Origin of the sequence: Nocardioides sp. Soil777 (assembly GCF_001428425.1) — a bacterium.
Lineage (GTDB): Bacteria > Actinomycetota > Actinomycetes > Propionibacteriales > Nocardioidaceae > Nocardioides > Nocardioides terrigena.
The window spans coordinates 559,634-585,051 of sequence record NZ_LMSN01000012.1 but is presented as its reverse complement, the minus strand read 5'-3'; the positions used below and the strand labels follow the sequence as shown (position 1 = coordinate 585,051).

Here is a 25,418-nt window from a genome sequence, read left to right as displayed (position 1 = left end):
GTGGGCGGCATGGACTCACACGCCGTGGGAGAGACCACCCCCGCCCTGCTCGACGAGACGATCGGGGCGTGCCTGACCCGCACGGTCGCGCAGCACCCCGACCACGAGGCGGTGGTGGAGGTCAGCTCCGGACGGCGGTGGACGTGGGCCGAGCTCGACGCCGACGTACGACGCCTGGCCAAGGCCCTGCTCGTCGGCGGCACCGCGCGGGGCGACCGGGTCGGCATCTGGGCCCCCAACTGCGCGGAGTGGACGACCGTCCAGCTCGCCACGGCCCGCATCGGCGCCGTGCTGGTCACCATCAACCCGGCCTACCGCACCCATGAGCTCGCCTTCGTGCTCAACCAGGCGGGCATCAGCCACCTCTTCCTGGCCGAGAGCTTCAAGACCAGCGACTACGTCGCGATGCTCGACGAGGTGCGCGAGCAGTGCACCGCCCTCACCGCGAGCACCGTCCTCGGCGGGGACGCGTGGGACGCCCTGCTGGCCGGCGGCGACGAGGTCGACGACGCCGACCTCGCTGACCGCGAGCAGGCCCTGGACCCCGACGACCCGATCAACATCCAGTACACGTCGGGCACCACCGGCTTCCCCAAGGGCGCCACGCTCAGCCACCGCAACATCCTCAACAACGGGTGGTTCGTCGGCGAGGTCTGCCGCTACACCCATGAGGACCGCATCTGCATCCCGGTGCCGTTCTACCACTGCTTCGGGATGGTGATGGGCAACCTCGCGGCCCTCACCCACGGCGCCACGATGGTCATCCCCGCGCCGGGGTTCGACCCCGCCCTGACGCTCGCCGCGGTGTCCGAGGAGCGCTGCACCAGCCTGTACGGCGTCCCCACGATGTTCATCGCGGAGTGGGCGCTGCCGGACTTCGCGTCGTACGACCTCTCCTCGGTCCGGACCGGCATCATGGCCGGCTCCCCGTGCCCCGCCGAGATGATGCGCAAGCTCATCGACGCCGGCATCACCGAGATGACGATCTGCTACGGCATGACCGAGACGTCACCGGTCTCCACCCAGACCCGCACCGACGACGCCTTCGACGTCAAGGTCGGCACCGTCGGTCGCGTCGGACCCCACCTCGAGGTCAAGGTCGTCGACCCGCTCAGCGGCGACACGGTGCCCCGCGGCGAGGCGGGCGAGCTGGCGACCAAGGGCTACTCGGTGATGCTCGGCTACTGGGACGAGCCGGAGAAGACCGCCGAGGTGCTGCGCGACGGCTGGATGCACACCGGCGACCTCGCGGTGATGGACGAGGCCGGCAACATCTCGATCACCGGCCGGATCAAGGACATGGTCATCCGCGGCGGCGAGAACATCTACCCCCGCGAGATCGAGGAGTTCCTCTACTCCCACCCCGACATCGAGGACGTCCAGGTGGTCGGCGTCCCGGACGACAAGTACGGCGAGGAGCTCTGCGCCTGGCTGCGGATGCGGCCCGGCGCGGACCCGCTCGACGCGGCGGCGGTCCGCGAGTTCGCCACCGGCAAGCTCGCCCACTACAAGATCCCCCGCTACGTCCTGGTGGTCGACGAGTTCCCGATGACCGTCACGGGCAAGGTGCGCAAGGTCGAGATGCGCTCGGAGACGACACGCCTGTTGGGGTTGTGAGCCGGCGCTCCACCCCGTTGACTCGAGGACATGACGATCCAGAAGCGACAGCTCGGCGACCTCACCGTCTCGACCATGGGCCTCGGCTGCATGGGCATGAGCGAGTTCTACGGCTCTGCGGACGAGCAGCAGGGCATCGACACCATCCACCGCGCCCTCGACCTGGGCGTGACGTTCCTCGACACGGCCGACATGTACGGCCCCTTCACCAACGAGCAGCTCGTCGGCAAGGCCATCGCCGGACGCCGCGACGAGGTCCAGCTGGCCACCAAGTTCGGCAACGAGCGGCGGCCCGACGGCACCCGCATCGGCATCAACGGCAAGCCGGAGTACGTCCGCGCGGCCTGCGACGCCAGCCTGCAGCGCCTCGGCGTGGACCACATCGACCTCTACTACCAGCACCGCGTCGACAAGACGGTCCCGATCGAGGAGACCGTCGGCGCCATGGCCGAGCTGGTCGCGGCCGGCAAGGTCCGCCACCTCGGGCTCTCGGAGGCCTCCGCCGCCAACATCCGCACGGCCCACGCGACCCACCCGATCACTGCGCTCCAGACGGAGTACTCGCTCTTCACCCGCGACCTCGAGGACGAGATCCTGCCGGTGCTCCGCGAGCTCGGCATCGGCCTGGTCCCCTACTCCCCGCTCGGTCGCGGCATCCTCACCGGAGCGATCCGCCCCGGCACCCTGCCCGAGGGCGACTCCCGCGCCTCGGCGTACTTCCCCCGCTTCACCGGCGAGGCGCTCGACGCCAACCTCGCGCTCGTCGACCGGATCACCGCCATCGCCGACGAGAAGGGCGCCACCCCCGGCCAGCTCGCGCTCGCCTGGGTGCTCGCGCAGGGCGAGGACGTCGTCCCGATCCCCGGCACCAAGCGGATCGCCTACCTCGAGGAGAACGTCGGCGCCGCCGACGTGCACCTCACCGCGGACGACCTGGCCGCCCTCGACGCGGCCGTGCCGCGCGACGCGGTGGTCGGCGAGCGGTACGGCGACATGTCCTCCATCGACGCCTGAGAACGCGGTCCCGAGGGTGGCCTCAGGTCGAGGCCATCCCCATCCGGCCCTCGCGGAAGGCGTCGACGAACAGGGAGTGGTCCTCCCGGACCCGCATCGCGTAGTCCATGCCCCACTGGCAGAGCCAGTCGCCGAACTCGCGACGTCGACCCTTCAGCGAGTCGACGATGGCCTTCTCGACCTGGATGTCGACCAGGTCCTGGTCGCTGTCCTCGTCGGAGGCGCAGTGGATCTTGGCGGTGGCCCGACCGAGGAGGTCCACCACGGCGCGGATGTCCTCGGGCTCGTTGATGTCGGTCCAGTTGAGGTCGACCTCGTACGGCGACACCTCGCTCACCACGAAGCCGGTGCCGTCGATGTCGGTGTAGCCGAGCAGCGGGTCGGTGTGGACCTGGAGCGCCCGCTGGCTCACCGACGTCCGGTGGCCCTCGTGCTTGAAGTAGGCGTCCACGTCGGCGGTGTCGACGAAGCGCGAGACCGCCGGGACGTTGGCCTGCTTCATCGACAGCACGACGTCGTTGTCCAGCGCCTGGCTGTAGCCCTCGACGAGGATGTTGTACGCCGGGAGGCCGGCGCTGCCGATGCCGAAGCCGGACTTGCCGACGACGTCGCGGAGCTCGTAGAACAGCGCCCGGTCGAAGCGCTTGGACTGCGGGATGGTGTCGAGGTAGGAGCGGAACGCCGCCACCACCTTGTCGCGCTCCTCGCGGCCGAGACGACGCGCCGTACCGTCCTCGATGAAGCGCCGGGCGCCCTTGGTCAGCACGGTCACCTCGTCGAGCAGGTCGGCGCGGCGCAGTGCACGCGCGCGCTCGAGGGCCACCAGCACGGGACCGTCGGCGTTCTCGAGGTTGAGGGCGAAGTCGTCGTCCTCCTCGGTGCCCGCGTAGTGGTCCACCTGGGACAGGTAGGAGCGCAGGTAGCGGCCGATCAGCTTGCGCACCGCGTCCTCCGGCAGCGCCTTCTGCCAGCCGATCAGCGCGAGGCTGGCGGCGAAGCGCTGCAGGTCCCACACGAAGCGGCCGAGGTAGGCCTCGTCGAAGTCGTTGATGTCGAAGATCAGCCGGCCGTCGGAGTTGAGGTAGGTGCCGAAGTTCTCCACGTGCAGGTCGCCGTGGATCCAGATCCGCTCGGCGCCGTGCCGGGACCACTCGTCGGGCTCCTGCGTCACGTCGCTGTAGTAGAGGCACGCCGAGCCGCGGTAGAACGCGTGCGGGTCCAGCGCCATCTTGCGGTACTTCGCACGGAAGGCCACGGGGTCGGCCCGCATGAGAGGGGCGAACGCCTCCCGGATGACCTCGATGATCGTGTCGGTGCGGGCTGACGTCGTCGACGGTGACATGCGGGCAATGTAGCCGCCATGGAATTCAGCCAACTGTCAGAGCTCGCCCGGGGCGTGCGTGCGAAGTACGCCGCGGTGGAGCGCGAGAGGTACGGGCGCTCCTGGAGCCGTGAGGAGATCATGCTCGGGTTCCTCGGCGACGTCGGCGATCTCGCCAAGCTGGTCCAGGGAAAGGAAGGCGTTCGACCCCGTGACGACCTGGACGAGGCCTTCGCGCACGAGCTCGCCGACTGCCTGTGGTGCGTGATGACGCTGGCCGACTCGTACGGCGTGGACCTGGAGGACGCCTTCGTCTCCACGATGACGGAGCTGGACGAGGTGCTCGACGAGCCGTAGACGGACTTCTCCCCAAGCTTCCCGCTCCCCTTCCCACGGTGTGCGCACGCGGGTAGAATCGAACACACGTTCGACATCGGTCCGACCCACGCACCGAGCGGCCCCGCCACGGGTCGTCAGGGCGTGCTGTGCGCATCGGACGTGGAGGCCCGGGCCGTTGACCTGTCCTCCCGGCTGGAGGCCGCGAGCGGCCTGGACGACGCCGAGCGCGTCGACGCGCTCCGGGCGCTCGAGCGACTCGGGTGCGTCGTCACGGCGGCCCAGGCCCACCTCTCCCGCGAGCTCGACGAGTCGCAGCGCGCTGCCCAGGCCGACGCCGGTGTCCCGGCCGCCAGGCAGGGAGCAGGTGTGGCCGACCAGGTGGCGCGGGCCCGGCGGGAGTCGCCGCACCGCGGCCGTCAGCACCTCGGCCTGGCCAAGGTCGTCGCCCGCGAGCTGCTACACGTGGTCGGCCTGGCGGGCGGGCCGCATCACCGAGTGGAAGGCGACGATCGTCGCCCGTGAGACCGCCTGCCTCTCGCTCGCCGACCGGATGGTCGTGGACGAGGTGGTCGCCGGGGACCCCTCGGCCCTCGAGGCGATGGGAGACCGCGAGCTGGCGGGTGCCTGCCTCAAGGAGGTCGCACGACTCGACGCCGCCGCCCTCGTCGCGCGGCGCCGGAGGGCGGAGTCCGAGCGCCGGGTCACCCTGCGACCGGCCCCCGACACCATGACCTACCTGACCGCGCTCCTGCCGGTGAAGGACGGCGTTGCCGCCCTCGCCGCGCTGACCCGGGCCGCCGACGCCGCCCGTGCGGCCGGCGACGAGCGATCGCGCGCGCAGGTCATGGCCGACACGCTGGTGGAGGGCGTACGAGGAAGCGCCGGCGGCCAAGCGGGATCGCCGGGAGTGTCCCTCGGGCTGGTCATGAGCGACGCGGCCCTCTTCGGTGGCGCCGACGAGCCTGCCCACCTCGACGGCTTCGGTCCCGTCCCGGCCGAGCTGGCCAGGGAGATCGTGGTGGGCGCGTGCGATCGCGACGAGCAGATCTGGCTCCGCCGGCTCTACGCGAGCCCCGCGACCGGCGAGCTGGTCGCCATGGACGCTCGGGGGCGGAGCTTCCGCGGCGGCCTCGCCCGCTTCGTCCGGCTGCGTGACCGGGTCTGCCGGACCCCTTGGTGCGACGCACCCATCCGGCACGTCGACCACCCGCGCCGCCACGCCGACGACGGACCGACCACCGCGGACAACGCCCAGGGCCTGTGCGAGGCCTGCAACTACGCCAAGGACGCGCCGGGTTGGCGGGCGAGACCGGGGCCGGACGGGAGCGTCGTGACCACCAGCCCGACCGGCCACAGCATCGCCACCCGGCCACCGCCGGTCGCGCGCATCCGGGACCGGGGCATCCCTCCCTTGACGATCGACTACGTCCTCGCGGGCTGACGGGGCCCTCGAATCCCGAGTGGGGAGCCCTCACCCGATCCCCCGCCGATACCGTGCCCCCATGAGCACCGCCACCGAGGACCGCAGCACCCTGATCGACCGCGCGCGCGCCTGGGCCGCCGAGGACCCCGACGCGGCCACCCGTGCCGAGCTGGAGGCCGTCGTCGCCGCCCTCGAGGCGGGCGGCGATCCCGCCGACCTCGCCGACCGCTTCGCCGGGACGCTGGAGTTCGGCACGGCCGGGTTGCGTGGGGCCCTCGGGGCGGGCCCGAACCGGATGAACCGGGTCGTCGTCCTCCGCGCCGCGGCGGGGCTGGCGGCCTACCTCCGCGACACCGGCGCCGGAGGCGGCACCGTCGTCATCGGGTACGACGCCCGGCACAACAGCGACGTCTTCGCCCGTGACACCGCCGAGGTGATGACCGGGGCCGGCTTCCGGGCCATGACCCTGCCGCGGCCGCTGCCCACCCCGCTGCTGGCCTACGCGATCCGCGAGCTCGGGTGCGTCGCGGGCGTGATGGTCACCGCCAGCCACAACCCGCCCCAGGACAACGGTTACAAGGTCTACCTCGGGGACGGCAGCCAGATCGTGCCGCCCGCCGACATCGGCATCGCCGAGCGGATCGCCGCCGTCGGTGCGCTGGCCGACGTGCCCCGGGGAGGTCCCGGCAAGGTCGTCGACGAGCAGATCGTCGACCGCTACCTCGACACCGTGGCCGAGCTCGCCGGCGACGGCCCCCGCGACCTCGTCACCGTCTACACGCCCCTGCACGGCGTCGGCGGCACGGCCGTGGCGCAGGCCCTGGAGACGGCCGGCTTCTCCGCGCCGCACGTCGTCGAGGAGCAGGAGCACCCCGACCCGGACTTCCCCACCGTCGTCTTCCCCAACCCGGAGGAGCCGGGCGCGATGGACCTCGCGATGGCCCTCGCGGCCGCCAAGGGCGCCGACATCGTGGTGGCCAACGACCCCGACGCCGACCGCTGCGCCGTCGCGGTCCCCGGCCCGCACGGCTGGCGGATGCTGCGCGGCGACGAGGTGGGGGCGCTGCTCGGCCACCACCTGCTGAGCCGCGGCAAGCACGGCACCTACGCCAACTCCATCGTCTCGTCGTCGCTGCTGGCCAAGATGGCCGCGGCCGCCGGCCAGCCCCACGAGGAGACGCTCACCGGTTTCAAGTGGATCGGCCGCGTCGAGGGCCTCGCCTTCGGCTACGAGGAGGCGCTGGGCTACTGCGTCGACCCCGAGCACGTTCGCGACAAGGACGGCGTCTCGGCGCTGGTGCTGGTCTGCGAGCTGGCCGCCGCCGCCAAGGCCGAGGGCCGTGGCCTCACCGACCTCCTCGACGACATCGCCCTCGAGCACGGTCTGCACGCCACCGACCAGGTCTCGGTGCGCTTCGACGACCTGTCGGAGATCCACGCGACCATGGAGCGGTTGCGGACCACCCCGCCCACGACGCTCGGCGGGCTCGCCGTCGAGCGCGTCGACGACCTCTCGCTGGGCAGCGACGCCCTGCCGCCCACCGACGGGCTGCGCTACTCCCTGGCCGACGGCGCCCGGGTGATCGTGCGCCCGAGCGGCACCGAGCCCAAGGTCAAGTGCTACCTCGAGGTCGTCGTCCCGGTCGACCCGGAGGACGGCGTGGACGCCGCGCGCATCGCCGCGGCCGGTCGGCTCGACGCGATCGCCGCGGACGTCAAGGCCGCGGCCGGGATCTGAGGGCCCGTCAGGCGGCCGGGGTCGCGAAGTTCTGCACCCAGTAGTCGCCGTACGGCGACCCCGGCACGTCGGCATGCCCGACGCCGAGCTGGGTGAACGCGGGGTTCATCAGGTTGCGACAGTGACCCGCGCTGGCCAGCCACCCCTGGACCACGGCGCCCGGGGAGCCGTAGCCGGCGGCGATGTTCTCGCCGTAGGTCCTCCAGGCGTAGCCCGCGGCCGTGATCCTGTCGCCCGGGGAGCGGCCGTCGAGCGAGGTGTGCGAGAAGTAGGCCCGGGTACCCATGTCCACGGCATGCGCGTCCGCGGCTGCGTCGAGGCGGCCGTCGCCCATGACCGGGGGGACGGCGGGGTACGCCGTGTCGCCGCACGTCCGCGCCACCGACCGGGCCTCGTTGGTGAGACGGAGCACGTCACCGGCGAACCCGTCGGCGGACGGCTCCGGAGTGGGCGTCGGCGTGGGGTCGGGAGTCGGCGCGGGAGTCGGTGTCGTGTCCTCCGGCTCCGGAGCGACCACCATCCGCTTGGCGCGCGTGACGGTCGCCGGAGATCCCGGCGCACGGCGCACGTGGACCCGCAGCCACCGGGAGGTGTCATGACCCGGCGCCGACCAGCGCAGCCGGACGACCCCGCGCCGCGACGTACGGCTCCAGCGGGGTGAGCTCCACCCCCCTGCGGGCCTGGTTCGGCTCTGCAACCGGACCATCCGGACGCGGGCGCGTCCGGCGGTGCGCACCACGACCCGGAACGAGAGCGCGTCGCCCGCGCCGACGGTCACCGTGTGCGACGACCACCCGGTCACGCTCGTGCGCGGGCCCGCGGCGGACGTCCCGACGAGCGGCACCGCCACCAGTGCGGCCACGACGAGGGGCAGCACCAGGAGCAGGACGGCACGCAGGGGGCGGGGTCGCGCCACGGCGCCGGACGGGGTGGGCATGCGGGCATTGTCCACTCGGGCGACGCGGGTGTCAGACGAACAGCGACGCCACGAAGGCCACCACGGAGACCACGGTCAGGCCGATCGGCACCCAGGCCGGCTCCCGGCGTACGTCCGCGGCCAGCGCGAGCTGCTCGTCGGAGAGGGAGTCCACGCCCGCCGCGGCGCGGGCCTCCTCCATCAGCTGGTGGAGCCGCTGCTCGACGAAGTCCGCGTAGGGCAGGCCCGGGGCCGGCGCCGCGTCCTCCACGGGGGCGCTGCCGGAGCGGCCGGTCCGCATCGCCTTGCGCAGCGGTCGCCCGACGACCGTGGAGACGTAGCGCTTCTCCCCCACCTTGAGCGCCAGCACCTGCCGCACGGCCAGCTGCTCGACCGCGGCGAGGGGCACGTGGATCGTCTCGAGCATGTTGCGCATGACGAGGTGCTCCGTCGTCGCCCACAGCGCGGGACGCAGCATGGAGGCCCAGGCGAGCACCGCGGCCAGCACCGCACCGGCGAGCACGGGGGGAGGCACCGAGCCCGCGTCGACCGTCCCCGCGACGACCACGACACCGGCGAGGACGAGGACCAGCACGGCCGTCACGCGTCCACTCGTCGGGTCGAACCGCTCCACCGGTTGCTGCTGCATCCACGCTCCTTCTGGGGGTCCTCGCGGTTTGTCCACGAGGCCGTCACCAACCCTATGCTGAGCCGGTGACGACCACTTCTGCCTCAACGGCGAGTGCAGGGGTCTTCGACGACATCACCTCGTCCGAGTCCTCCCTGCGCCGCTTCCTCCACGGCCTCCCCGGGGTCGACCAGGTCGGCGCGGAGGCCCGCGCCGCCAGCCTGGGCACCCGGTCCATCAAGACGACCGCGAAGGCGTTCGCCATCGACCTCGCGATCCGGATGGTCGACCTGACGACGCTCGAGGGCCAGGACACCCACGGCAAGGTCCGCGCGCTGGCCTCCAAGGCGATGCGCCCCGACCCCGCCGACCCGTCCTGCCCCGCCGCCGCCGCGGTCTGCGTCTACCCCGACATGGTCGCGACCGCCAAGCAGACCCTCGGCGACTCCGGCGTCAACGTCGCCGCCGTCGCGACCGCGTTCCCCAGCGGCCGCGCGGCCCTCGACATCAAGCTGGCCGACACCCGCGACGCCGTCGAGGCGGGCGCGGACGAGATCGACATGGTCATCGACCGGGGCGCGTTCCTCTCCGGTCGCTACCAGCAGGTGTACGACGAGATCGTCGCCGTCCGCGAGGCCTGCGGAGACGCACACCTCAAGGTCATCTTCGAGACCGGCGAGCTCCAGACCTACGACAACGTCCGCCGCGCCTCGTGGCTCGCGATGATGGCCGGCGGCCACTTCATCAAGACCTCCACCGGCAAGGTGCAGCCGGCGGCCACGCTGCCGGTCACGATGATCATGCTCGAGGCCGTTCGCGACTACCGCGAGATGACCGGCCAGATGATCGGCGTCAAGCCGGCCGGCGGCATCCGCACGTCCAAGGACGCCATCAAGTACCTCGTGATGGTCAACGAGGTCGCCGGTCCCGACTGGCTCGACCCCCACTGGTTCCGCTTCGGAGCCTCCACGCTGCTCAACGACCTGCTGATGCAGCGCACCAAGATGCAGACCGGCCGCTACTCCGGTCCCGACTACTTCACCCTGGACTGAGGCGAATCATGGTCAAGGTGCCCGACACCTCCACCCCGTTCTTCGAGTACGCCCCGGCCCCCGAGTCGCGTTCCATCGTCGACATCAAGCCGTCGTACGGCCTGTTCATCGACGGCGAGTTCGTCGACGGCCACGGCAAGAGCTTCAAGACGATCAGCCCCTCGACCGAGGAGGTCCTCGCCGAGGTCGCAGAGGCCGACGAGGCCGACGTCGACCTGGCGGTCAAGGCCGCCCGGCGGGCCTACACCCGCGTCTGGTCCCGGATGCCCGGCAGCGAGCGCGCGAAGTACCTCTTCCGCATCGCCCGGCTGATCCAGGAGCGCGGCCGCGAGCTCGCCGTGCTCGAGTCGATCGACAACGGCAAGCCGATCAAGGAGTCCCGCGACGTCGACATCCCCACCGTCGCCGCGCACTTCTTCTACTACGCCGGCTGGGCCGACAAGCTCGAGCACGCCGGCCTCGGCACCAACCCGCAGGCCCACGGCGTCGCCGGCCAGGTCATCCCGTGGAACTTCCCGCTGCTGATGCTGGCCTGGAAGGTCGCACCCGCGCTGGCCGCCGGCAACACGGTGGTCCTCAAGCCCGCCGAGACGACGCCGCTGACGGCGCTGCTCTTCGCGGAGATCTGCCAGCAGGCCGACCTGCCGCCCGGCGTGGTCAACATCGTCACCGGGGCCGGCGCGACCGGTCAGGCGATCGTGTCCCACCCGGACGTCGACAAGGTGGCCTTCACCGGTTCCACCGAGGTCGGCAAGGCCATCGCCCGTGCCGTCGCCGGCACCCGCAAGAAGGTCACCCTCGAGCTCGGCGGCAAGGCCGCCAACATCGTCTTCGACGACGCCCCGGTCGACCAGGCCGTCGAGGGCATCGTCAACGGCATCTTCTTCAACCAGGGCCACGTCTGCTGCGCGGGCTCCCGGCTGCTGGTGCAGGAGAGCGTCGCCGAGGAGGTCATGGAGCGCCTCAAGCGCCGGATGGCCACGCTGCGCGTGGGCGACCCGCTGGACAAGAACACCGACGTCGGCGCCATCAACTCGGCCGAGCAGCTGGCCAAGATCCGTGAGCTGTCCGACATCGGCGAGCAGGAGGTCGCCGGCGCCGGTGAGCGCTGGTCGCCGGCGTGCGACCTGCCGTCCCAGGGTTTCTGGTTCCCGCCGACCGTCTTCACCGGCGTCACCCAGGCCCACCGCATCGCCCGCGAGGAGGTCTTCGGACCGGTCCTGTCGGTGCTGACCTTCCGCACCCCCGCCGAGGCGGTCGAGAAGGCCAACAACACGCCGTACGGCCTCTCCGCCGGCGTCTGGACCGACAAGGGCTCGCGCATCCTCTGGATGGCCAACCACCTGCGGGCCGGCGTCGTGTGGGCCAACACGTTCAACAAGTTCGACCCGACGTCGCCCTTCGGCGGCTACAAGGAGTCGGGCTACGGCCGCGAGGGTGGCCTGCCCGGCCTGGCGGCGTACCTGAAGGGAGCGGACGCCTGATGGCGCGCATCGACGTGAAGAAGACCTACAAGCTCTACATCGGCGGCGCCTTCCCGCGCTCGGAGTCGGGCCGCACCTACCTCGTCAACGACGCGAAGGGCGCGCTGATGGCCAACGCCTCCCAGGCCTCCCGCAAGGACGCCCGGGACGCCGTCGTCGCGGCCCGCAAGGCCTTCGGCGGCTGGTCCGGGCGGACCGCCTACAACCGCGGCCAGGTCGTCTACCGCATCGCCGAGGTGCTCGAGGGACGGCGCGACCAGTTCGTCGCCGAGCTGCGCGCCTCCGAGGGCGTCTCGGCCAGCAAGGCCAACACCGCTGTCGACGCCGCGATCGACCGGCTCGTCTGGTACGCCGGGTGGGCCGACAAGATCACCCAGGTCGTCGGCACCGCCAACCCGGTGGCCGGGCCCTACTTCAACATCTCCTCCCCCGAGCCGACCGGCGTCGTGGCCGTCGTCGCCCCGCGCGGCCCACTCCTCGGGCTCGTCAGCGTGGTGGCGCCGATCATCACCACCGGCAACACCTGCGTGGTCATCGCCAGCGAGCCGCACCCGCTCACCGCGATCACGCTGGGCGAGGTCATGGCGACGTCCGACCTCCCGGGTGGCGTGGTCAACGTGCTGACCGGCTCTGCCGCCGAGGTGGCGCCCTGGCTGGCCTCGCACATGGACGTCAACGGGCTCGACCTCACCGGCGTCGAGGACCCCGCGCTCGCGACGTCGCTGGAGGAGGCCGCGGCCGACAACCTCAAGCGCGTACGCCGCGCACCGCTGGCCGAGGTCGACTGGCTGGCCACGCCCGGCACCGACCGGATGACCGACTGGCTGGAGACCAAGACGGTCTGGCACCCGATCGGGATCTGACCAGCAGCACAGAACCCCCGTACGACGACACGTCGTACGGGGGTTCTCCTGTGCTCAGTCCCGGGTCAGCAGGGAGGTCGCGAGCACCGTGAGAATGTCCTCGGGGTTCTCGGCCAGGAAGGCCCCACCGCTGGTGACCTCGGCCATCTTGCCCAGCGCCGCCATGTCGGCGTCCTGGCTGATGCCGACCGCGACGATGCCCACCGGGCGGGCCGGGTCGTGCATCGTCCGCAGCTCCCGGAGCAGGTCCTGGAGGCTGATCGAGCTCGGGTCGTCGTTGGCACCGTCGGTGAGGATGACCAGCGTGTTGTAGTAGTTCTCGTTGTAGTCGCGGACCGCCTGGCTGTAGCCGGCGAGCACGGTGTCGTACAGGCCGGTCCCACCCTTGATCATGGCGGGCAGCACGAGGGACTGCTGGCGCAGGAGCTTGAGGTGCTTGCCGCCGCCCTCGGCCGGGGCGTCGAGGCGACGCAGCGGCGCGAGCTCGACCCAGTCCTGGTCACCCTGCTGCTGGGTGGAGAAGCCCCACAGACCGATGCGCGCGTGGCCCGGGAAGGCGTCGAGGGCGGTGAGCGCGGCGTTGACCGCGAAGTCCATCCGGGTCTGGCCGTCGGCGGCCACCAGGTTCATCGACTCCGAGGCGTCGACCACGGCGAGCAGGCTCGAGGGCACGGTGAGCACCTGGAAGTTGCGCATGACCGCGTCCGCCTCGGACGCCACGGCCTCGTCGAGCACCTCGACCTCCGGGGGGTCGACCTCGTCGGCGAGGGGCGCACCGTCGGGGCCGCGCAGGTAGGAGTCGGCCAGCTCGGCCAGGACCGCGTCAGTGGCGAAGAACTCGGCGATCTCGTCACCGGCCGCACGGATCGGGTCGAGGGAGCCGGTGCCCATGGTCATCCCGGTCTGGGCGCGGGCCGCCACGAGGGGATAGCTCAGCATCGGGGAGCCGGTGGCCGGGGCGCTCCAGCGCAGTGCCTCGTTGCCGCGGCGGGCGATGACGAAGTCCTGCTCGGTGATCGGCACGAGCCAGGACTCGCCGGCCATCAGCTCGTCGGCGTTGGTGACGACCTCGATGCCGGAGGTGACGTTCTCGCCGAAGGTCTGGGCCATCGGGACGACGTCGTTCTGCACCTCGCCGAGGGCCGCACCCTCGGACAGGGACGCGGTGAGGGCGTAGGCCGACGCGCCGTCGGCCGACGGGTCGCTCATGACGAGGCGGTCGGAGGTCAGCGCCTCGAGCCAGCTGGCGGGGGCGACGCCGTCGCGGCCGCTGGCCAGGCCCACCGGGCTGGTCGCCAGCGCTGCCGCCTCGACGCGACCGGTGTAGCCGACGCGCTGCAGCACGGTGCGCCACGCCGGGGAGTTGGGCACCCAGAGGTCGGGCAGGGCGTCGGGACGGTCCTTCTCCTCGAGCTCCTCGAGGGCGTCCTGCACCTCGGCGACCGAGGCGTCGGTGACCTCGAGGTTGATGCAGTGGGCCTTGGCGGCCAGGTGGTCGGCCGCCTCCTCCATCAGCGTCTCCAGCTCGGGCGCCACGGTGACGGTGATGGGCTCGGCCTCGCAGCTGGCCGCACCGGCCACGGGGACCTGCTCGTTCGACACGACCTGCCAGCCCAGCCAGGCGATACCGGCGACCATGGCGGTGATCACGACGATCACCAGGTTGCGCACACCGGCACCCGCGCGGGAGGCGCGGGCATGACTGTTCGTTCCCATGCGGAAACCTTTCGGGGGGGCTCGACCAACGACGCGCTGACGATAGGTCGAGGGGGGTCCCCTCCGCGGCGAAATGGCGGAGTCTGTGACGCCCCCCTCATCCCAGATGGCCGGAGGTGTCACGAGGGCACGGCACAATGGTCACCCGTGCCTGACTCCCGCGTGCCCGCCCGGGTCGTCGTCCTCGCCGGCCCCAGCGGTGCCGGCAAGTCCCGGCTGGCCGAGCGCCTCGGTCTCCCGGTCCTGCGGCTCGACGACTTCTACAAGGACGGCGACGACCCGACCCTCCCCCGCATCACCGAGGGGGCCAACGCCGGCATCGTGGACTGGGACCACCCCGACTCGTGGCTGCTGGACGACGCGCTGGCCGCGCTCACGGCCCTGTGCCGCGACGGCCGTGCGGAGGTGCCGGTCTACGAGATCGCGCAGAACGGCCGCTCCGGCTCCCGCACCCTCGACCTCGGCGACGCCCGGCTGTTCGTCGCGGAGGGCATCTTCGCCCCCGAGGTCGTGCCGGCCTGCTCTCTCGGCGGGATCCTCGCCGCGGCGTACTGCGTGCGCCAGCACCCCGTGGTGACCTTCTGGCGGCGCCTGACCCGCGACCTGCGCGAGCACCGCAAGCCGCCCCTGGTGCTCGTGCGCCGCGGACTCGCCCTGCTGCGCGACCAGCGCCGGGTGGTCTCCCACGCGGTCCACCTCGGCTGCGAGGCCGTCACGCCGGACGAGGCCCACGCCCGGCTGGTCACACTGGTCCCGTGAGCTCCTTCTGGCCGGTGCGCCTCGCCCAGCCCGACCGCCGCACGTGCGGGCCCTCGGTGGTGGTGTCGCTGCTGATGCTGGAGTCGGAGGACTACCGCGGGCGGGTGCTCCGGGGCGGCCCGGAGGCCGCACGGGCCAGGTTCGCAGCCGAGGTGTGGGCGGCGCACCGCAGCACCAACCGGGCCGTCGACTGGCACGGGCGCCTCCAGCTGCCCTGGGCGCGCGCCCTCGGCACCGGCCCGTGGGCGTTGGCCCGGCACGTCGGCGGGCGGGCCCGCTACGTGCTGCTGCCCCGGCGGCGCGGGGCGGCGTACGACCTGCTCGTGGCGTCGCTGCGCTCCGGGCCGACCCCGGTCTACGTCGGCAACCGGTGGACCCCCCGGCACGTGGTGCTGGCCGTGGCGGAGGAGGACGGTGTCGTCACGTGCTACGAGCCGGCCTCCGGCCGACGGACGCACTTCACCCGCGAGGACTGGCTCGGTGCCCGCCTCGAGGGCTGCGGCGGCTGGCGGGTGCCGTGGGCGGTGGTCACCCGCTCCCCGGTCAGCCGGCGAGGGCGGCGTACTCCGGCTTGATGACCCGGTCGATGAGCTCGAGCCGCTCGTCGAAGGGCAGGAAGGCCGACTTCATCGCGTTGATGGTGAACCAGCGCAGGTCGTCGAGGCCGTAGCCGAACGCCTCCACCAGCGAGTACATCTCGTCGGTCATCGAGGTCTGGCTCATCAGCCGGTTGTCGGTGTTGACCGTGACCCGGAAGCGGAGCCGCGTCAGCAGCCCGATGGGGTGCTCGGCGATCGACGCTGCTGCCCCGGTCTGGATGTTGGACGCCGGGCACATCTCGAGCGGGATGCGTGTGTCGCGGACGTACGCCGCGAGGCGGCCGAGCTCGACCGAGCCGTCGTCGTGGACGGTGATGTCGTCGATGATCCGCACGCCGTGGCCGAGCCGGTCGGCACCGCACCACTGGATGGCCTGCCAGATCGACGGCAGCCCGAAGGCCTCCCCGGCGTGGATGGTGAAGTGGGCGTTCTCGCGCTGGAGGTACTCGAACGCGTCGAGGTGGCGGGTGGGCGGGAAGCCGGCCTCGGCGCCGGCGATGTCGAAGCCCGCCACGCCCCGGTCGCGCCACGCGACGGCCAGCTCGGCGATCTCCATCGAGCGCGCCTGGTGGCGCATGGCGGTGAGCAGCTGGCGTACGACGATCCGGCCGCCGGAGGCCGCGACGGCCTCGTCGAAGCCCTCCTGCACGGCGCCGACCACCTCGTCGAGGGTCAGCCCGCCTCCCACGTGCTGCTCGGGCGCGTAGCGGACCTCGGCGTAGACGATCCCGTCGGCCACCAGGTCCTCGACGCACTCGCGCGCCACCCGGGTGATGGCCGGGCCGGTCTGCATGACGGCGACGGTGTGGTCGAAGGTCTCGAGGTAGCGCACCAGCGAGCCCGAGTCGGCCGATTCGGCGAACCAGCGGCCGAGGGCCTCGGCGTCGTCCGCCGGCAGCGCGTGGCCGCAGTCGGCCGCGAGGTCGATGATCGTCTGGGGGCGCAGGCCACCGTCGAGGTGGTCGTGGAGCAGGACCTTGGGGGCGCGGCGTACCTCGTCGCGGGTGGGAGTCGTCACGGCGCCATCCTCGCAGGCCTATCCTTGCCAGCCATGCGCACCTTCACCAGCCTCGACGAGGTCGCCGCGGCGACCGGCACCGACCTCGGCACCTCCGACTGGGTCGAGATCGACCAGGACCGCATCGACACGTTCGCGGAGGCCACCGGCGACCACCAGTGGATCCACGTCGACGCCGAGCGCGCGGCGACCGGGCCCTTCGGCGCGACCATCGCCCACGGCTACCTCACGCTGTCGCTGGTCCCCTACCTCGGCAGCCAGGTGTTCGCGCTGGAGACGCCGGGCGCCAAGCTCAACTACGGGGTCAACAAGGTCCGCTTCCCCTCGCCGGTGCGCGTCGGCTCGCGGGTCCGCGCGCACGTCTCGATGGGCGAGGTCACCGACCTGCCGACGGGCAAGCAGATGCTGCTGCGCTACACGATCGAGATCGAGGGCGCCGACAAGCCCGCCTGCGTCGCCGAGACGGTCGTCCTGCTGCTCCCCTGAGCCGGGGGCGTCCCCTCCGGCCGCACCGCCGACCGCCCCGTCAGGAGATGCGGTCGAGCACCAGGTCCGTCGGCGTGTACGACGCGGCGTCGCCGACGTCGTACCCGCCCTCGAGCGAGGCCAGGGCCCGTTCGAACCGCTCGGGCTCGTCGGTGAGCAGGGTGAGCAGCGGCTGGCCCTCGGTGACCTCGTCACCGGGGCGTGCGTGCCAGACGACCCCTGCCCCGGCCTGCACCGGGTCCTCCTTGCGGGCGCGGCCGGCGCCGAGCCGCCACGCGGCCAGGCCGACCGCCATCGCGTCGAGGCGGGTCAGGGTGCCCGTCGCCGGGGCGGTGACCACGTGCGACTCGCGGGCGGTCGGCAGCGTCGCGTCGGGGTCGCCGCCCTGCGCGCGGACCATGGCCTTCCAGGCGTCCATGGCGCTGCCGTCGGCCAGCCTGTCGGCCGGGTCGACGTCGGTGACGCCCGCGCCGGCCAGCATCTCGCGGGCCAGGGCCAGGGTGAGCTCGACGACGTCGGCGGGGCCGCCACCGGCGAGCACCTCGACCGACTCGGCGACCTCGACGGCGTTGCCGGCGGTGAGGCCGAGCGGGGTGCTCATGTCGGTGAGCAGCGCCACCGTGTGCACGCCGGCCGCCTTGCCCAGGCCGACCATCGTCTCGGCGAGCTCGCGGGCCCGGTCGAGGTCCTTCATGAAGGCGCCGGTGCCGACCTTGACGTCGAGGACCAGCGCACCGGTGCCCTCGGCGATCTTCTTGGACATGATCGAGCTGGCGATCAGCGGGATCGCCTCCACGGTGCCGGTGACGTCGCGCAGGGCGTAGAGCTTCTTGTCGGCGGGCGCGAGGCCGTCGCCGGCGGCGCAGATGACAGCGCCGACGTCCTCGAGCTGGGCCAGCATCTCGTCGTTGGAGAGCGCGGCCCGCCAGCCGGGGATCGCCTCGAGCTTGTCGAGGGTGCCGCCGGTGTGGCCGAGCCCGCGGCCGGAGAGCTGGGGCACCGCGACGCCGCACGCGGCGACGAGGGGGGCCAGCGGGAGGGTGATCTTGTCGCCGACGCCCCCGGTCGAGTGCTTGTCGGCCGTCGGGCGCGACAGCGACGAGAAGTCCATCCGCTCCCCCGACGCGATCATGGCGTCGGTCCAGCGGGCGATCTCGCGCAGGTCCATGCCGTTGAGCAGGATGGCCATGGCCAGTGCCGACATCTGCTCGTCGGCGACGTCGCCCCGGGTGTAGGCGTCGATGACCCAGTCGATCTGGCTGTCGGTGAGGCTCCGGCGGTCGCGCTTGGCGCTGATGACCTCGATGGCGTCGTGCGTCACGTGATGTCCTTCAGGTCGTCGGGTCCGAAGGCCATGGGGAGCACCTCGGCCATGGTGCGGACGCCTTCGGGCGTCTCGATGAGGAGCCCGGCGCCGCCGTGCTCCCAGAGCAGCTGGCGGCAGCGGCCGCACGGCATGATCACGGCCCCGTCGGCGTTGACGCACACGAAGTGGGTCAACCGCCCGCCGCCCGTGGCGTGCAGCGACGACACGAGGCCGCACTCGGCGCAGAGCGTCACGCCGTACGCCGCGTTCTCGACGTTGCAGCCCACGACCAGGCGGCCGTCGTCGACGAGCGCCGCGGCTCCGACGGGGAAGTGTGAGTAGGGCGCGTAGGCGTGGCCCATGGCGGTGACGGCCTCGGCGCGCAGCTGTGTCCAGTTCATCGGGAGCAACTATGACGTATGACGCTCGAGGGGCGTCAGGCGGCAAACAGGTCACAACCGGATGACGGATCGGCGCTTCGCTACCCACAAGCGCCCGGTCGAGGGCATCATTCTCCCGATATGCGCCCCCAGTCCGGGGGCGATGTGATCTTGGAGGGTTTTTGTGAGGAACACGAGGAAGGTCGTCACCGGCGGCATCGTGGCACTGATCGCCACCGCGTCCCTGGCTGCTTGCGGCGAGGCACCCGAGGAGGAGGCCGGCAGCGGCAGCGGCACCGAGACCGAGGCGGCGAGCGACTTCCAGCCGTGCATCGTGTCCGACGCGGGCGGCTTCGACGACAAGTCCTTCAACCAGCTGGGCTTCGAGGGCGCCACGCAGGCGGCCGAGGAGCTGGGCGTGGAGCTGATCCCCGTCGAGTCCAACAGCGAGAACGACTACGGCCCCAACCTGGAGGCCCTCGTCTCCCAGGGCTGCAACGCCATCGTGACGGTCGGCTTCGCGCTGTCCGCGGCGACCGTCGAGTCGGCCACGGCCAACCCCGACATCGACTACATCCTCATCGACGACGCCGCCGACAACGACTTCGACGGCACCAAGGACGCGGAGAACGTCAAGCCGCTCCTCTACAACACCGCCGAGGCGGCGTTCCTCGCCGGCTACGCGGCCGCCGACTACACCAAGACCGGCACCGTCGGTACCTACGGCGGCCAGCCGTTCCCGACCGTCACGATCTTCATGGACGGCTTCAAGCAGGGCGCGGAGTACTACGCCCAGGAGAAGGGCAAGGACGTCGAGGTCATCGGCTTCGAGGGCGGCGAGAAGGGCTCCTTCACCGGCGGCTTCGAGGCCAACGAGGCGGCCACCAGCACCGCGCGTCGCATCCTCGACCAGGGCGCCGACGTGATCCTGCCCGTGGGCGGCCCGATCTACCAGGGCGCACTCACCGCGATCGCGGACTCGGGTGAGGACGTCGCACTCGTCGGCACCGACGCCGACGTGTTCGAGACCGACCCCAACACGCAGGACGTCATCATGACCTCGATCCTCAAGGACATGAAGGTCTCGACCTACGAGGCCGTGATGTCCGCGGGCAACGACGAGTTCGACGCCGAGACCTACGTCGGCACCCTCGAGAACGGTGGGGTCGGCCTGGCGCCGTTCCACAACTTCGAGAGCAAGATCTCCGACACGCTCGCCGACGAGCTCGAGGAGGTCAAGGCCGGCATCATCGACGGCTCGATCGAGGTGACCTCCTACCTCGACGAGTGAGGTAGTGCGAAGCCAGTAGTTCCAGCACGGGGAGGTCGACCGCGAGGTCGGCCTCCCCGTGGCACGTCCCCGCGGAGCCGGCAGGCCCCGCGTGAATAGGATGCGGTCCCATGAAGCTTGTCCTTCGCAACATCACCAAGCGCTTCGGCTCGTTGGTCGCCAACGACTCGATCTCGCTCGAGGTGTCCCCCGGTGAGGTCCACTGCCTCCTGGGGGAGAACGGCGCCGGCAAGTCCACGCTGATGAACGTCCTCTACGGCCTCTACCAGGCCGACGAGGGCGAGATCGTGCTGGACGACCGGGTGCAGCACTTCGCCGGCCCCGGTGACGCCATGGCGGCCGGCATCGGCATGGTCCACCAGCACTTCATGCTGATCCCGGTCTTCACCGTCGCCGAGAACGTCATGCTCGGCAACGAGTCCACCGGCTTCGCCGGGACCCTCGACCTCGACGCCTCCCGCGAGCGCGTCCGCGAGATCTCCGAGCGGTTCGGCTTCCACGTCGACCCCGACGCCCTGGTGGAGGAGCTCCCCGTCGGCGTCCAGCAGCGGGTCGAGATCATCAAGGCCCTGTCCCGCGACGCCCAGGTGCTGGTCTTCGACGAGCCGACCGCGGTCCTGACGCCCCAGGAGACCGACGAGCTGATGGAGATCATGCGCCAGCTCAAGGAGGCCGGCAAGGCGATCGTCTTCATCACCCACAAGCTCCGTGAGGTCCGCGAGGTCGCCGACAAGATCACGGTCATCCGGCTCGGCAAGGTCGTCGGCGAGGCCGAGCCGACCGCCAGCAACGCCGAGCTCGCCTCGCTCATGGTCGGCCGCCCCGTCGAGCTGGTCGTCCACAAGGACGAGCCCCAGCTGGGCGACGACGCGCTGGTCGTGCAGGACCTCCGGGTGCGCGACGCGCTCGGCCACGTCCACCTCGACGGCATCAGCTTCACCATCCGCGCCGGCGAGGTGCTCTGCGTCGCCGGTGTGCAGGGCAACGGCCAGACCGAGCTCACCGAGGCCATCCTCGGCCTCCAGGAGCACGTCGAGGGCTCGGTCACGCTCGACGGCAAGCAGCTCGTCGGCCGCTCCGTGCGGCAGGTCCTCGACGCCGGCGTCGGGTTCATCCCCGAGGACCGCCAGGAGGACGGCCTGGTCGGCAACTTCTCCGTCGCCGAGAACCTCATGCTCAACCGCAGCTTCCGCTCCCCCTTCGTGCGCCGCGGCTCGCTGCGCAGGGACGCGCTCGAGGAGTTCGCGGAGCAGAAGCTCGAGGAGTACGACGTCCGCGCCCCGGACATCCACACGCATGCGAGCAAGCTGTCCGGCGGCAACCAGCAGAAGGTCGTCGTCGCCCGCGAGCTCTCCCGCGACCTGCGCCTGCTGGTGGCGGCCCAGCCGACCCGCGGCGTCGACGTGGGCTCGATCGAGTTCATCCACAAGCAGGTCATCGCCACCCGTGACTCCGGCGTGCCCGTGCTCGTGGTGTCCACCGAGCTCGACGAGGTCGTCGCCCTGGCCGACCGGATCATGGTGCTCTACCGCGGGCAGGTGGTCGGCATCGTGCCCGGCGACACCCCGCGCGAGACCCTCGGACTGATGATGACCGGCGAGCGACCGAAGGACGTGGTCGCGTGAGCGGCACCGACGACAACACCCCCACCGAGGCCGAGAGGCTCGGCGGCTCCGCGCCCACCACCACCGAGGCCCGCGAGCCGAAGGCCCCCGAGGAGCCCAGCCGGTCGCACTCCGTGCTGCGCGAGATCGCTTCCGGCAACGCCCTGGCGGGCGTGCTGGCCGTGGTCCTGGCCATCGCGGTCGGCTCGCTGATGATCGCGCTGACCGACGAGCGCGTGCGCGAGACCGCGTCGTACGTCTTCGCCCGGCCGGGTGACTTCTTCACCGCCACCTGGGACGCGATCTGGGGTGCCTACACGGCGCTCTTCCGCGGCGCGGTCTACAACGACCGGGTCGACGACTTCGCCACCCAGATCCGCCCCCTCACCGAGACCCTCAAGTTCGCCGCGCCGCTCATCGCGGCCGGCCTCGGGGTCGGGCTGGCGTTCCGTGCCGGCATGTTCAACATCGGCGGACGCGGCCAGATGCTGCTCGCCGGTGCCGCGTCCGGCTGGGTCGCCGCCAACGTTGAGCTCCCGACCGCGCTGCACCTGCCGCTGGCCATCGTGGCGGGCATGGTCGCCGGAGCCCTGTGGGCCGGCATCGCGGGCGTCCTCAAGGCCCGCACCGGGGCCCACGAGGTGATCGTCACGATCATGCTCAACTACGTCGGCTTCTACCTCGTCTTCTTCATGCTCTCGCGGCAGGAGCTGCTGCAGGCCCCCGGCTCGGGCAACCCCAAGTCGGCCCCGGCCCTGGAGACGGCCGTCCTGCCCAAGATCCTCGGCGAGCGCTTCAACCTGCACCTCGGCTTCCTGCTCGCGCTGGTCGCCGTGGCCGTGGTGTGGTGGCTGCTCGGGCGCTCCACGCTCGGCTACCGCATCCGCGCCGTCGGCGAGAACCCCAGCGCCGCCCGCGCCTCCGGCATCGACGTCGGTCGCACCTACGTCGTCGTGATGCTGATCGCCGGCGCCCTCGTGGGCCTGGCGGGCGCCAACCAGGTGCTCGGCACGGTCACGAGCGGCGTCACGGTCGACCTCGACGCCGGCATCGGCTTCGACGCCATCACCGTGGCCCTGCTCGGGCGGTCCCGACCACTCGGCATCCTCGGCGCCGGACTGCTGTTCGGTGCGTTCAAGGCCGGTGGCTTCGCCATGCAGGCCTCGGAGGGCATCCCGGTGGACATCGTGCTGGTCGTCCAGTCCCTCATCGTCCTCTTCATCGCGGCACCGCCCCTGGTCCGCGCGATCTTCCGGCTCCCCGCCAAGGAGGCGAAGTGAGCACCACAGGCCTGTCCCCCGCTCCCGTGCCCACCGCCGGGCCGGTGATCGACACCGTCCCGGTCGTGAGCCGCAAGGTGCCGATCATCTTCGGCGTCCTGACCCTGGGCATGGTGCTGATCCTCGTGTTCGCACCCCAGGACGGCGAGACGACGTTCCGCCTCGCGGCCAGCACCGACTTCGTGGCCCTGCCCGAGCTGACGGTGCCGTCCATGGCCGGCGCCTGGACCCTCACCGCGGTGTGCGCGCTGCTCACCGCCGAGTCCGTACGCCGCTACGTCGGCCGCCGCAGCACGCCCGTGTGGGTGCTGGCGGTCTTCGCCGTCGCGTGGATGGCGGGATTCCTGACCTGGGCCGCCGCCGGTGAGTCCGTCCCCGTCGTCGGCCTGCTGGCCGGGTCCATCGCGCTGGCCGTGCCCCTCGTCTTCGGTGCCCTCGGCGGCGTCCTGGGCGAGCGGGCCGGCGTGGTCAACATCGCCATCGACGGCCAGCTGCTCTTCGGCGCCTTCGCGGCGGCCCTGGTGGGCTCGCTGACCGGCTCGCCCTGGGTCGGGCTGCTGGCCGCGATGGTCGCCGGCGCGCTCGTCGCCCTGGTGCTGGGCCTCTTCGCGATCACCTACTTCGTCGACCAGGTCATCGTCGGCGTGGTGCTCAACGTGCTCGTCATCGGCCTCACCAGCTTCCTCTTCAGCCAGGTGCTGGCCACCAACACCCCCGCGCTCAACACCCCGCCCCGCTTCCCGCGGGTGCCGATCCCGGTGCTGGGCGACATCCCGCTGGTGGGCCCGGTCTTCTTCCGCCAGACCGCCATCGTCTACCTGCTCTACATCGTGGTCGCGCTCGTGGCCTTCGCGCTCTACCGCACCCGGTGGGGCCTGCGGGTGCGGGCCGTCGGCGAGCACCCGAAGGCCGCCGACACGGTCGGCATCAAGGTCAACCGCACCCGCTACCGGACGATCCTCCTGGCGGGAGCCATCGCCGGCATGGGCGGCGCCTTCTACACGCTGGTGTCGGTCCCCCAGTTCAACCGCGAGATGACCGGAGGTGCGGGCTACATCGCCCTGGCCGCGGTGATCTTCGGCAAGTGGGACCCCATCCGGGCGACCCTGGCGGCGCTGCTCTTCGGCTTCGCGACCAACCTCCAGGGCGTGCTCGCGGTCCTCGGCTCCCCGGTGCCCAGCCAGTTCATGCTGATGCTGCCCTACGTCATCACGATCTTCGCCGTGGCCGGCCTCGTCGGCCGCTCGCGGCCCCCGGCCGCCGACGGCGTGCCCTACCGCAAGGAGTAGCCGGACCGCCTGCGCGGCCGGGGCGACGCCCTAGCCGCGCAGCGCGGTGACGGCCGACTCGGCGAGCACGCGCGCGCCGATCATCGTGGCGCGCTCGTCGACGCGCAGGTTGCCCTGGTGGAGGTCGTACGTCGGGCCGCCCGGCGACCGGGTGCCGAGGCGCGCCATCGCCCCGGGGACCTTGTCGAGGTACCACCCGAAGTCCTCGCCGCCCAGGCTCTGCTGGGTGGAGACGTGGCCGTGCGGGCCGAGGACGCGCTCGACGGCCTCGCCCAGGACCCGGGTGCTCGCGGAGCCGTTGACCACCGGCGGGACGCCACGCTGGTAGGTGACCTCCGCCGTCACGCCGTACGGCGACACGATCTGGGTGATGAGCTGCCGGACGAGGTGCTCGGCGTCGGCCCAGGCGACCGCGTCGAGCATCCGCACGGTGCCGGCCACGAGGCCGGCGTGCGGGATGACGTTGGGGGCCGATCCGGCCCGGACCATGCCCCACACGACGCTCACGCCGGCCCGGGGGTCGAGGCGGCGGCTCAGGATCGCGGGCAGCTCGGTGATGAGCTTGCCGATTGCGAAGGTGAGGTCCTCGGTGAGGTGCGGGCGGCTGGTGTGCCCGCCCTTGCCGGCGAGCCGGACGCTGAGGTGGTCGGCGGCGCCGGTGATCGGGCCCTCGCGCATCCCGACGCGGCCGACGTCGAGGCTGGGGTCGCAGTGGAGGCCGAAGACGTGCTGGACGCCGTCGAGGGCTCCGGCCCGGATGAGGTGCAGCGCACCGCCGGGCATGACCTCCTCGGCCGGCTGGAAGAGCAGCCGCACCCGGCCGGGCAGCAGGCCGTGCTCGTGCACGGCGGCGAGCGCGAGGCCGGCGCCGACGAGGCCGCTGGTGTGGACGTCGTGGCCGCAGGCGTGCGCGACGCCGGGGACGGTGCTGCTCCACGGGTCGTTGGTGAGGTCGTCGATCGGCAGCGCGTCGAGGTCGGCCCGCAGCGCCACCAGTCCCCTGCCCTCGCCGATGTCCGCGACCACCCCTCCACCGTCGAGACGGGTCAGCGACCACCCGGTGCCGTCGAGGTGCTCGACGATCCGGTCGGTGGTGCGGGACTCGGTCCAGCTGAGCTCGGGGTGGGCGTGCAGGTCACGACGCAGGTCGACCAGCTCGTCGGAGTACTTCTCGACGACCTCGTCCACCAGCGACGCGGCGTCGGTCTGGGAATGGTCTGGCATGAGGCTCCCCATGCTAGTTGAGGCAGTGGCCCGTCCGGTCGGGCTTGCGCGATGCGGGACGGCGCGCGCCC

General features: G+C 71.9%; 24 protein-coding genes. 16 read left to right on the top strand and 8 right to left on the bottom strand.

Annotated features, from left to right (window positions below):
- Window positions 1-9: 9 nt before the first annotated feature.
- Entirely contained in the window at window positions 10-1,617 is a 1,608-nt protein-coding gene (locus tag ASG88_RS10275) for an AMP-binding protein (protein ID WP_056887431.1), read from the top strand.
- A 30-nt stretch (window positions 1,618-1,647) separates the two neighbouring features.
- The gene (locus ASG88_RS10270; protein ID WP_082600192.1) at window positions 1,648-2,631 is read left to right on the top strand and encodes an aldo/keto reductase; all 984 of its coding nucleotides are present in this window, start codon (window positions 1,648-1,650) and stop codon (window positions 2,629-2,631) included.
- Window positions 2,632-2,653: 22 nt separating this feature from the next.
- On the opposite strand, the gene ASG88_RS10265 is transcribed toward ASG88_RS10270, so the two are convergent.
- On the bottom strand, window positions 2,654-3,973 hold the full coding sequence (locus ASG88_RS10265) for a DUF2252 domain-containing protein (RefSeq protein ID WP_056887301.1): 1,320 nt from the start codon (window positions 3,971-3,973) through the stop codon (window positions 2,654-2,656).
- 18 nt (window positions 3,974-3,991) lie between these two features.
- Here ASG88_RS10265 and ASG88_RS10260 point away from each other — a divergent pair, with 18 nt between their 5' ends.
- From ASG88_RS10260 to ASG88_RS10245, 4 genes are all read left to right on the top strand, one after another.
- Window positions 3,992-4,309, top strand: a complete 318-nt coding sequence (locus ASG88_RS10260; RefSeq protein ID WP_056887300.1) for a MazG nucleotide pyrophosphohydrolase domain-containing protein — start codon at window positions 3,992-3,994, stop codon at window positions 4,307-4,309.
- A gap of 123 nt (window positions 4,310-4,432) precedes the next feature.
- A complete protein-coding gene (locus ASG88_RS23075; protein WP_056887299.1) occupies window positions 4,433-4,813 on the top strand; it encodes a hypothetical protein in 381 nt (126 codons plus the stop codon).
- A gap of 34 nt (window positions 4,814-4,847) precedes the next feature.
- Window positions 4,848-5,732: an HNH endonuclease gene (locus ASG88_RS10250; protein ID WP_157559660.1), complete on the top strand. Its 885-nt coding sequence runs from the start codon at window positions 4,848-4,850 to the stop codon at window positions 5,730-5,732.
- Window positions 5,733-5,793: 61 nt separating this feature from the next.
- The gene (locus ASG88_RS10245) at window positions 5,794-7,452 is read left to right on the top strand and encodes a phospho-sugar mutase (RefSeq protein WP_056887297.1); all 1,659 of its coding nucleotides are present in this window, start codon (window positions 5,794-5,796) and stop codon (window positions 7,450-7,452) included.
- 7 nt (window positions 7,453-7,459) lie between these two features.
- On the opposite strand, the gene ASG88_RS23510 is transcribed toward ASG88_RS10245, so the two are convergent.
- Both ASG88_RS23510 and ASG88_RS10235 read right to left on the bottom strand, forming a co-directional pair.
- Window positions 7,460-8,389 (bottom strand): CAP domain-containing protein, encoded by a 930-nt coding sequence (locus tag ASG88_RS23510; RefSeq protein WP_200956404.1) that lies wholly within the window; start codon window positions 8,387-8,389, stop codon window positions 7,460-7,462.
- A gap of 31 nt (window positions 8,390-8,420) precedes the next feature.
- Window positions 8,421-9,017: a hypothetical protein gene (locus tag ASG88_RS10235; protein ID WP_056887296.1), complete on the bottom strand. Its 597-nt coding sequence runs from the start codon at window positions 9,015-9,017 to the stop codon at window positions 8,421-8,423.
- 65 nt (window positions 9,018-9,082) lie between these two features.
- Between ASG88_RS10235 and deoC the strand changes: the two genes are divergently transcribed.
- The 3 genes from deoC to ASG88_RS10220 are packed head-to-tail and all read left to right on the top strand — an operon-like array spanning window position 9,083 to window position 12,395.
- On the top strand, window positions 9,083-10,048 hold the full coding sequence (deoC, locus tag ASG88_RS10230) for a deoxyribose-phosphate aldolase (RefSeq protein WP_056887295.1): 966 nt from the start codon (window positions 9,083-9,085) through the stop codon (window positions 10,046-10,048).
- 17 nt (window positions 10,049-10,065) lie between these two features.
- On the top strand, window positions 10,066-11,532 hold the full coding sequence (locus tag ASG88_RS10225; protein WP_235534794.1) for an aldehyde dehydrogenase family protein: 1,467 nt from the start codon (window positions 10,066-10,068) through the stop codon (window positions 11,530-11,532).
- Window positions 11,532-12,395: an aldehyde dehydrogenase family protein gene (locus tag ASG88_RS10220; protein WP_056887293.1), complete on the top strand. Its 864-nt coding sequence runs from the start codon at window positions 11,532-11,534 to the stop codon at window positions 12,393-12,395. The genes ASG88_RS10225 and ASG88_RS10220 overlap by 1 nt, the downstream gene beginning before the upstream one ends.
- Window positions 12,396-12,449: 54 nt before the next feature.
- Here ASG88_RS10220 and ASG88_RS10215 read toward each other — a convergent pair whose 3' ends face one another.
- Window positions 12,450-14,111, bottom strand: a complete 1,662-nt coding sequence (locus ASG88_RS10215; protein ID WP_082600191.1) for a substrate-binding domain-containing protein — start codon at window positions 14,109-14,111, stop codon at window positions 12,450-12,452.
- Window positions 14,112-14,258: 147 nt separating this feature from the next.
- On the opposite strand from ASG88_RS10215, the gene ASG88_RS10210 reads away from it, so the two are divergent.
- Together ASG88_RS10210 and ASG88_RS10205 are read left to right on the top strand one after the other, a co-directional pair.
- Window positions 14,259-14,870: an ATP-binding protein gene (locus tag ASG88_RS10210; protein ID WP_235534793.1), complete on the top strand. Its 612-nt coding sequence runs from the start codon at window positions 14,259-14,261 to the stop codon at window positions 14,868-14,870.
- Entirely contained in the window at window positions 14,867-15,445 is a 579-nt protein-coding gene (locus tag ASG88_RS10205; RefSeq protein WP_056887290.1) for a hypothetical protein, read from the top strand. Before ASG88_RS10210 ends, ASG88_RS10205 begins: the two co-directional genes overlap by 4 nt.
- Here ASG88_RS10205 and ASG88_RS10200 read toward each other — a convergent pair.
- Window positions 15,414-16,487 (bottom strand): adenosine deaminase, encoded by a 1,074-nt coding sequence (locus ASG88_RS10200; protein ID WP_056887289.1) that lies wholly within the window; start codon window positions 16,485-16,487, stop codon window positions 15,414-15,416. The two genes, ASG88_RS10205 and ASG88_RS10200, sit on opposite strands and share 32 nt — an antisense overlap.
- 33 nt (window positions 16,488-16,520) lie before the next feature.
- Between ASG88_RS10200 and ASG88_RS10195 the strand changes: the two genes are divergently transcribed.
- Window positions 16,521-16,973, top strand: a complete 453-nt coding sequence (locus tag ASG88_RS10195; protein ID WP_056887288.1) for a MaoC family dehydratase — start codon at window positions 16,521-16,523, stop codon at window positions 16,971-16,973.
- Window positions 16,974-17,013: 40 nt separating this feature from the next.
- Here ASG88_RS10195 and ASG88_RS10190 read toward each other — a convergent pair whose 3' ends face one another.
- Both ASG88_RS10190 and ASG88_RS10185 read right to left on the bottom strand, forming a co-directional pair.
- Window positions 17,014-18,294 carry a thymidine phosphorylase gene (locus ASG88_RS10190; RefSeq protein ID WP_056887287.1) on the bottom strand — a complete coding sequence of 427 codons (1,281 nt, stop codon included), beginning with the start codon at window positions 18,292-18,294 and terminating at the stop codon, window positions 17,014-17,016.
- The gene (locus tag ASG88_RS10185) at window positions 18,291-18,680 is read right to left on the bottom strand and encodes a cytidine deaminase (protein ID WP_056887286.1); all 390 of its coding nucleotides are present in this window, start codon (window positions 18,678-18,680) and stop codon (window positions 18,291-18,293) included. The genes ASG88_RS10190 and ASG88_RS10185 overlap by 4 nt, the downstream gene beginning before the upstream one ends.
- A 163-nt stretch (window positions 18,681-18,843) precedes the next feature.
- On the opposite strand from ASG88_RS10185, the gene ASG88_RS10180 reads away from it, so the two are divergent.
- From ASG88_RS10180 to ASG88_RS23065, 4 genes are all read left to right on the top strand, one after another.
- Window positions 18,844-19,950, top strand: a complete 1,107-nt coding sequence (locus ASG88_RS10180; protein WP_056887285.1) for a BMP family lipoprotein — start codon at window positions 18,844-18,846, stop codon at window positions 19,948-19,950.
- Window positions 19,951-20,060: 110 nt separating this feature from the next.
- On the top strand, window positions 20,061-21,575 hold the full coding sequence (locus ASG88_RS10175) for an ABC transporter ATP-binding protein (protein ID WP_056887284.1): 1,515 nt from the start codon (window positions 20,061-20,063) through the stop codon (window positions 21,573-21,575).
- A complete protein-coding gene (locus ASG88_RS23070) occupies window positions 21,572-22,834 on the top strand; it encodes an ABC transporter permease (RefSeq protein ID WP_200956403.1) in 1,263 nt (420 codons plus the stop codon). Before ASG88_RS10175 ends, ASG88_RS23070 begins: the two co-directional genes overlap by 4 nt.
- Window positions 22,831-24,123: an ABC transporter permease gene (locus ASG88_RS23065; protein ID WP_235534792.1), complete on the top strand. Its 1,293-nt coding sequence runs from the start codon at window positions 22,831-22,833 to the stop codon at window positions 24,121-24,123. Before ASG88_RS23070 ends, ASG88_RS23065 begins: the two co-directional genes overlap by 4 nt.
- Window positions 24,124-24,153: 30 nt before the next feature.
- Here ASG88_RS23065 and ASG88_RS23060 read toward each other — a convergent pair whose 3' ends face one another.
- Window positions 24,154-25,347 carry an amidohydrolase gene (locus ASG88_RS23060; RefSeq protein ID WP_056887283.1) on the bottom strand — a complete coding sequence of 398 codons (1,194 nt, stop codon included), beginning with the start codon at window positions 25,345-25,347 and terminating at the stop codon, window positions 24,154-24,156.
- Between the last annotated feature and the right edge of the window lie 71 nt (window positions 25,348-25,418).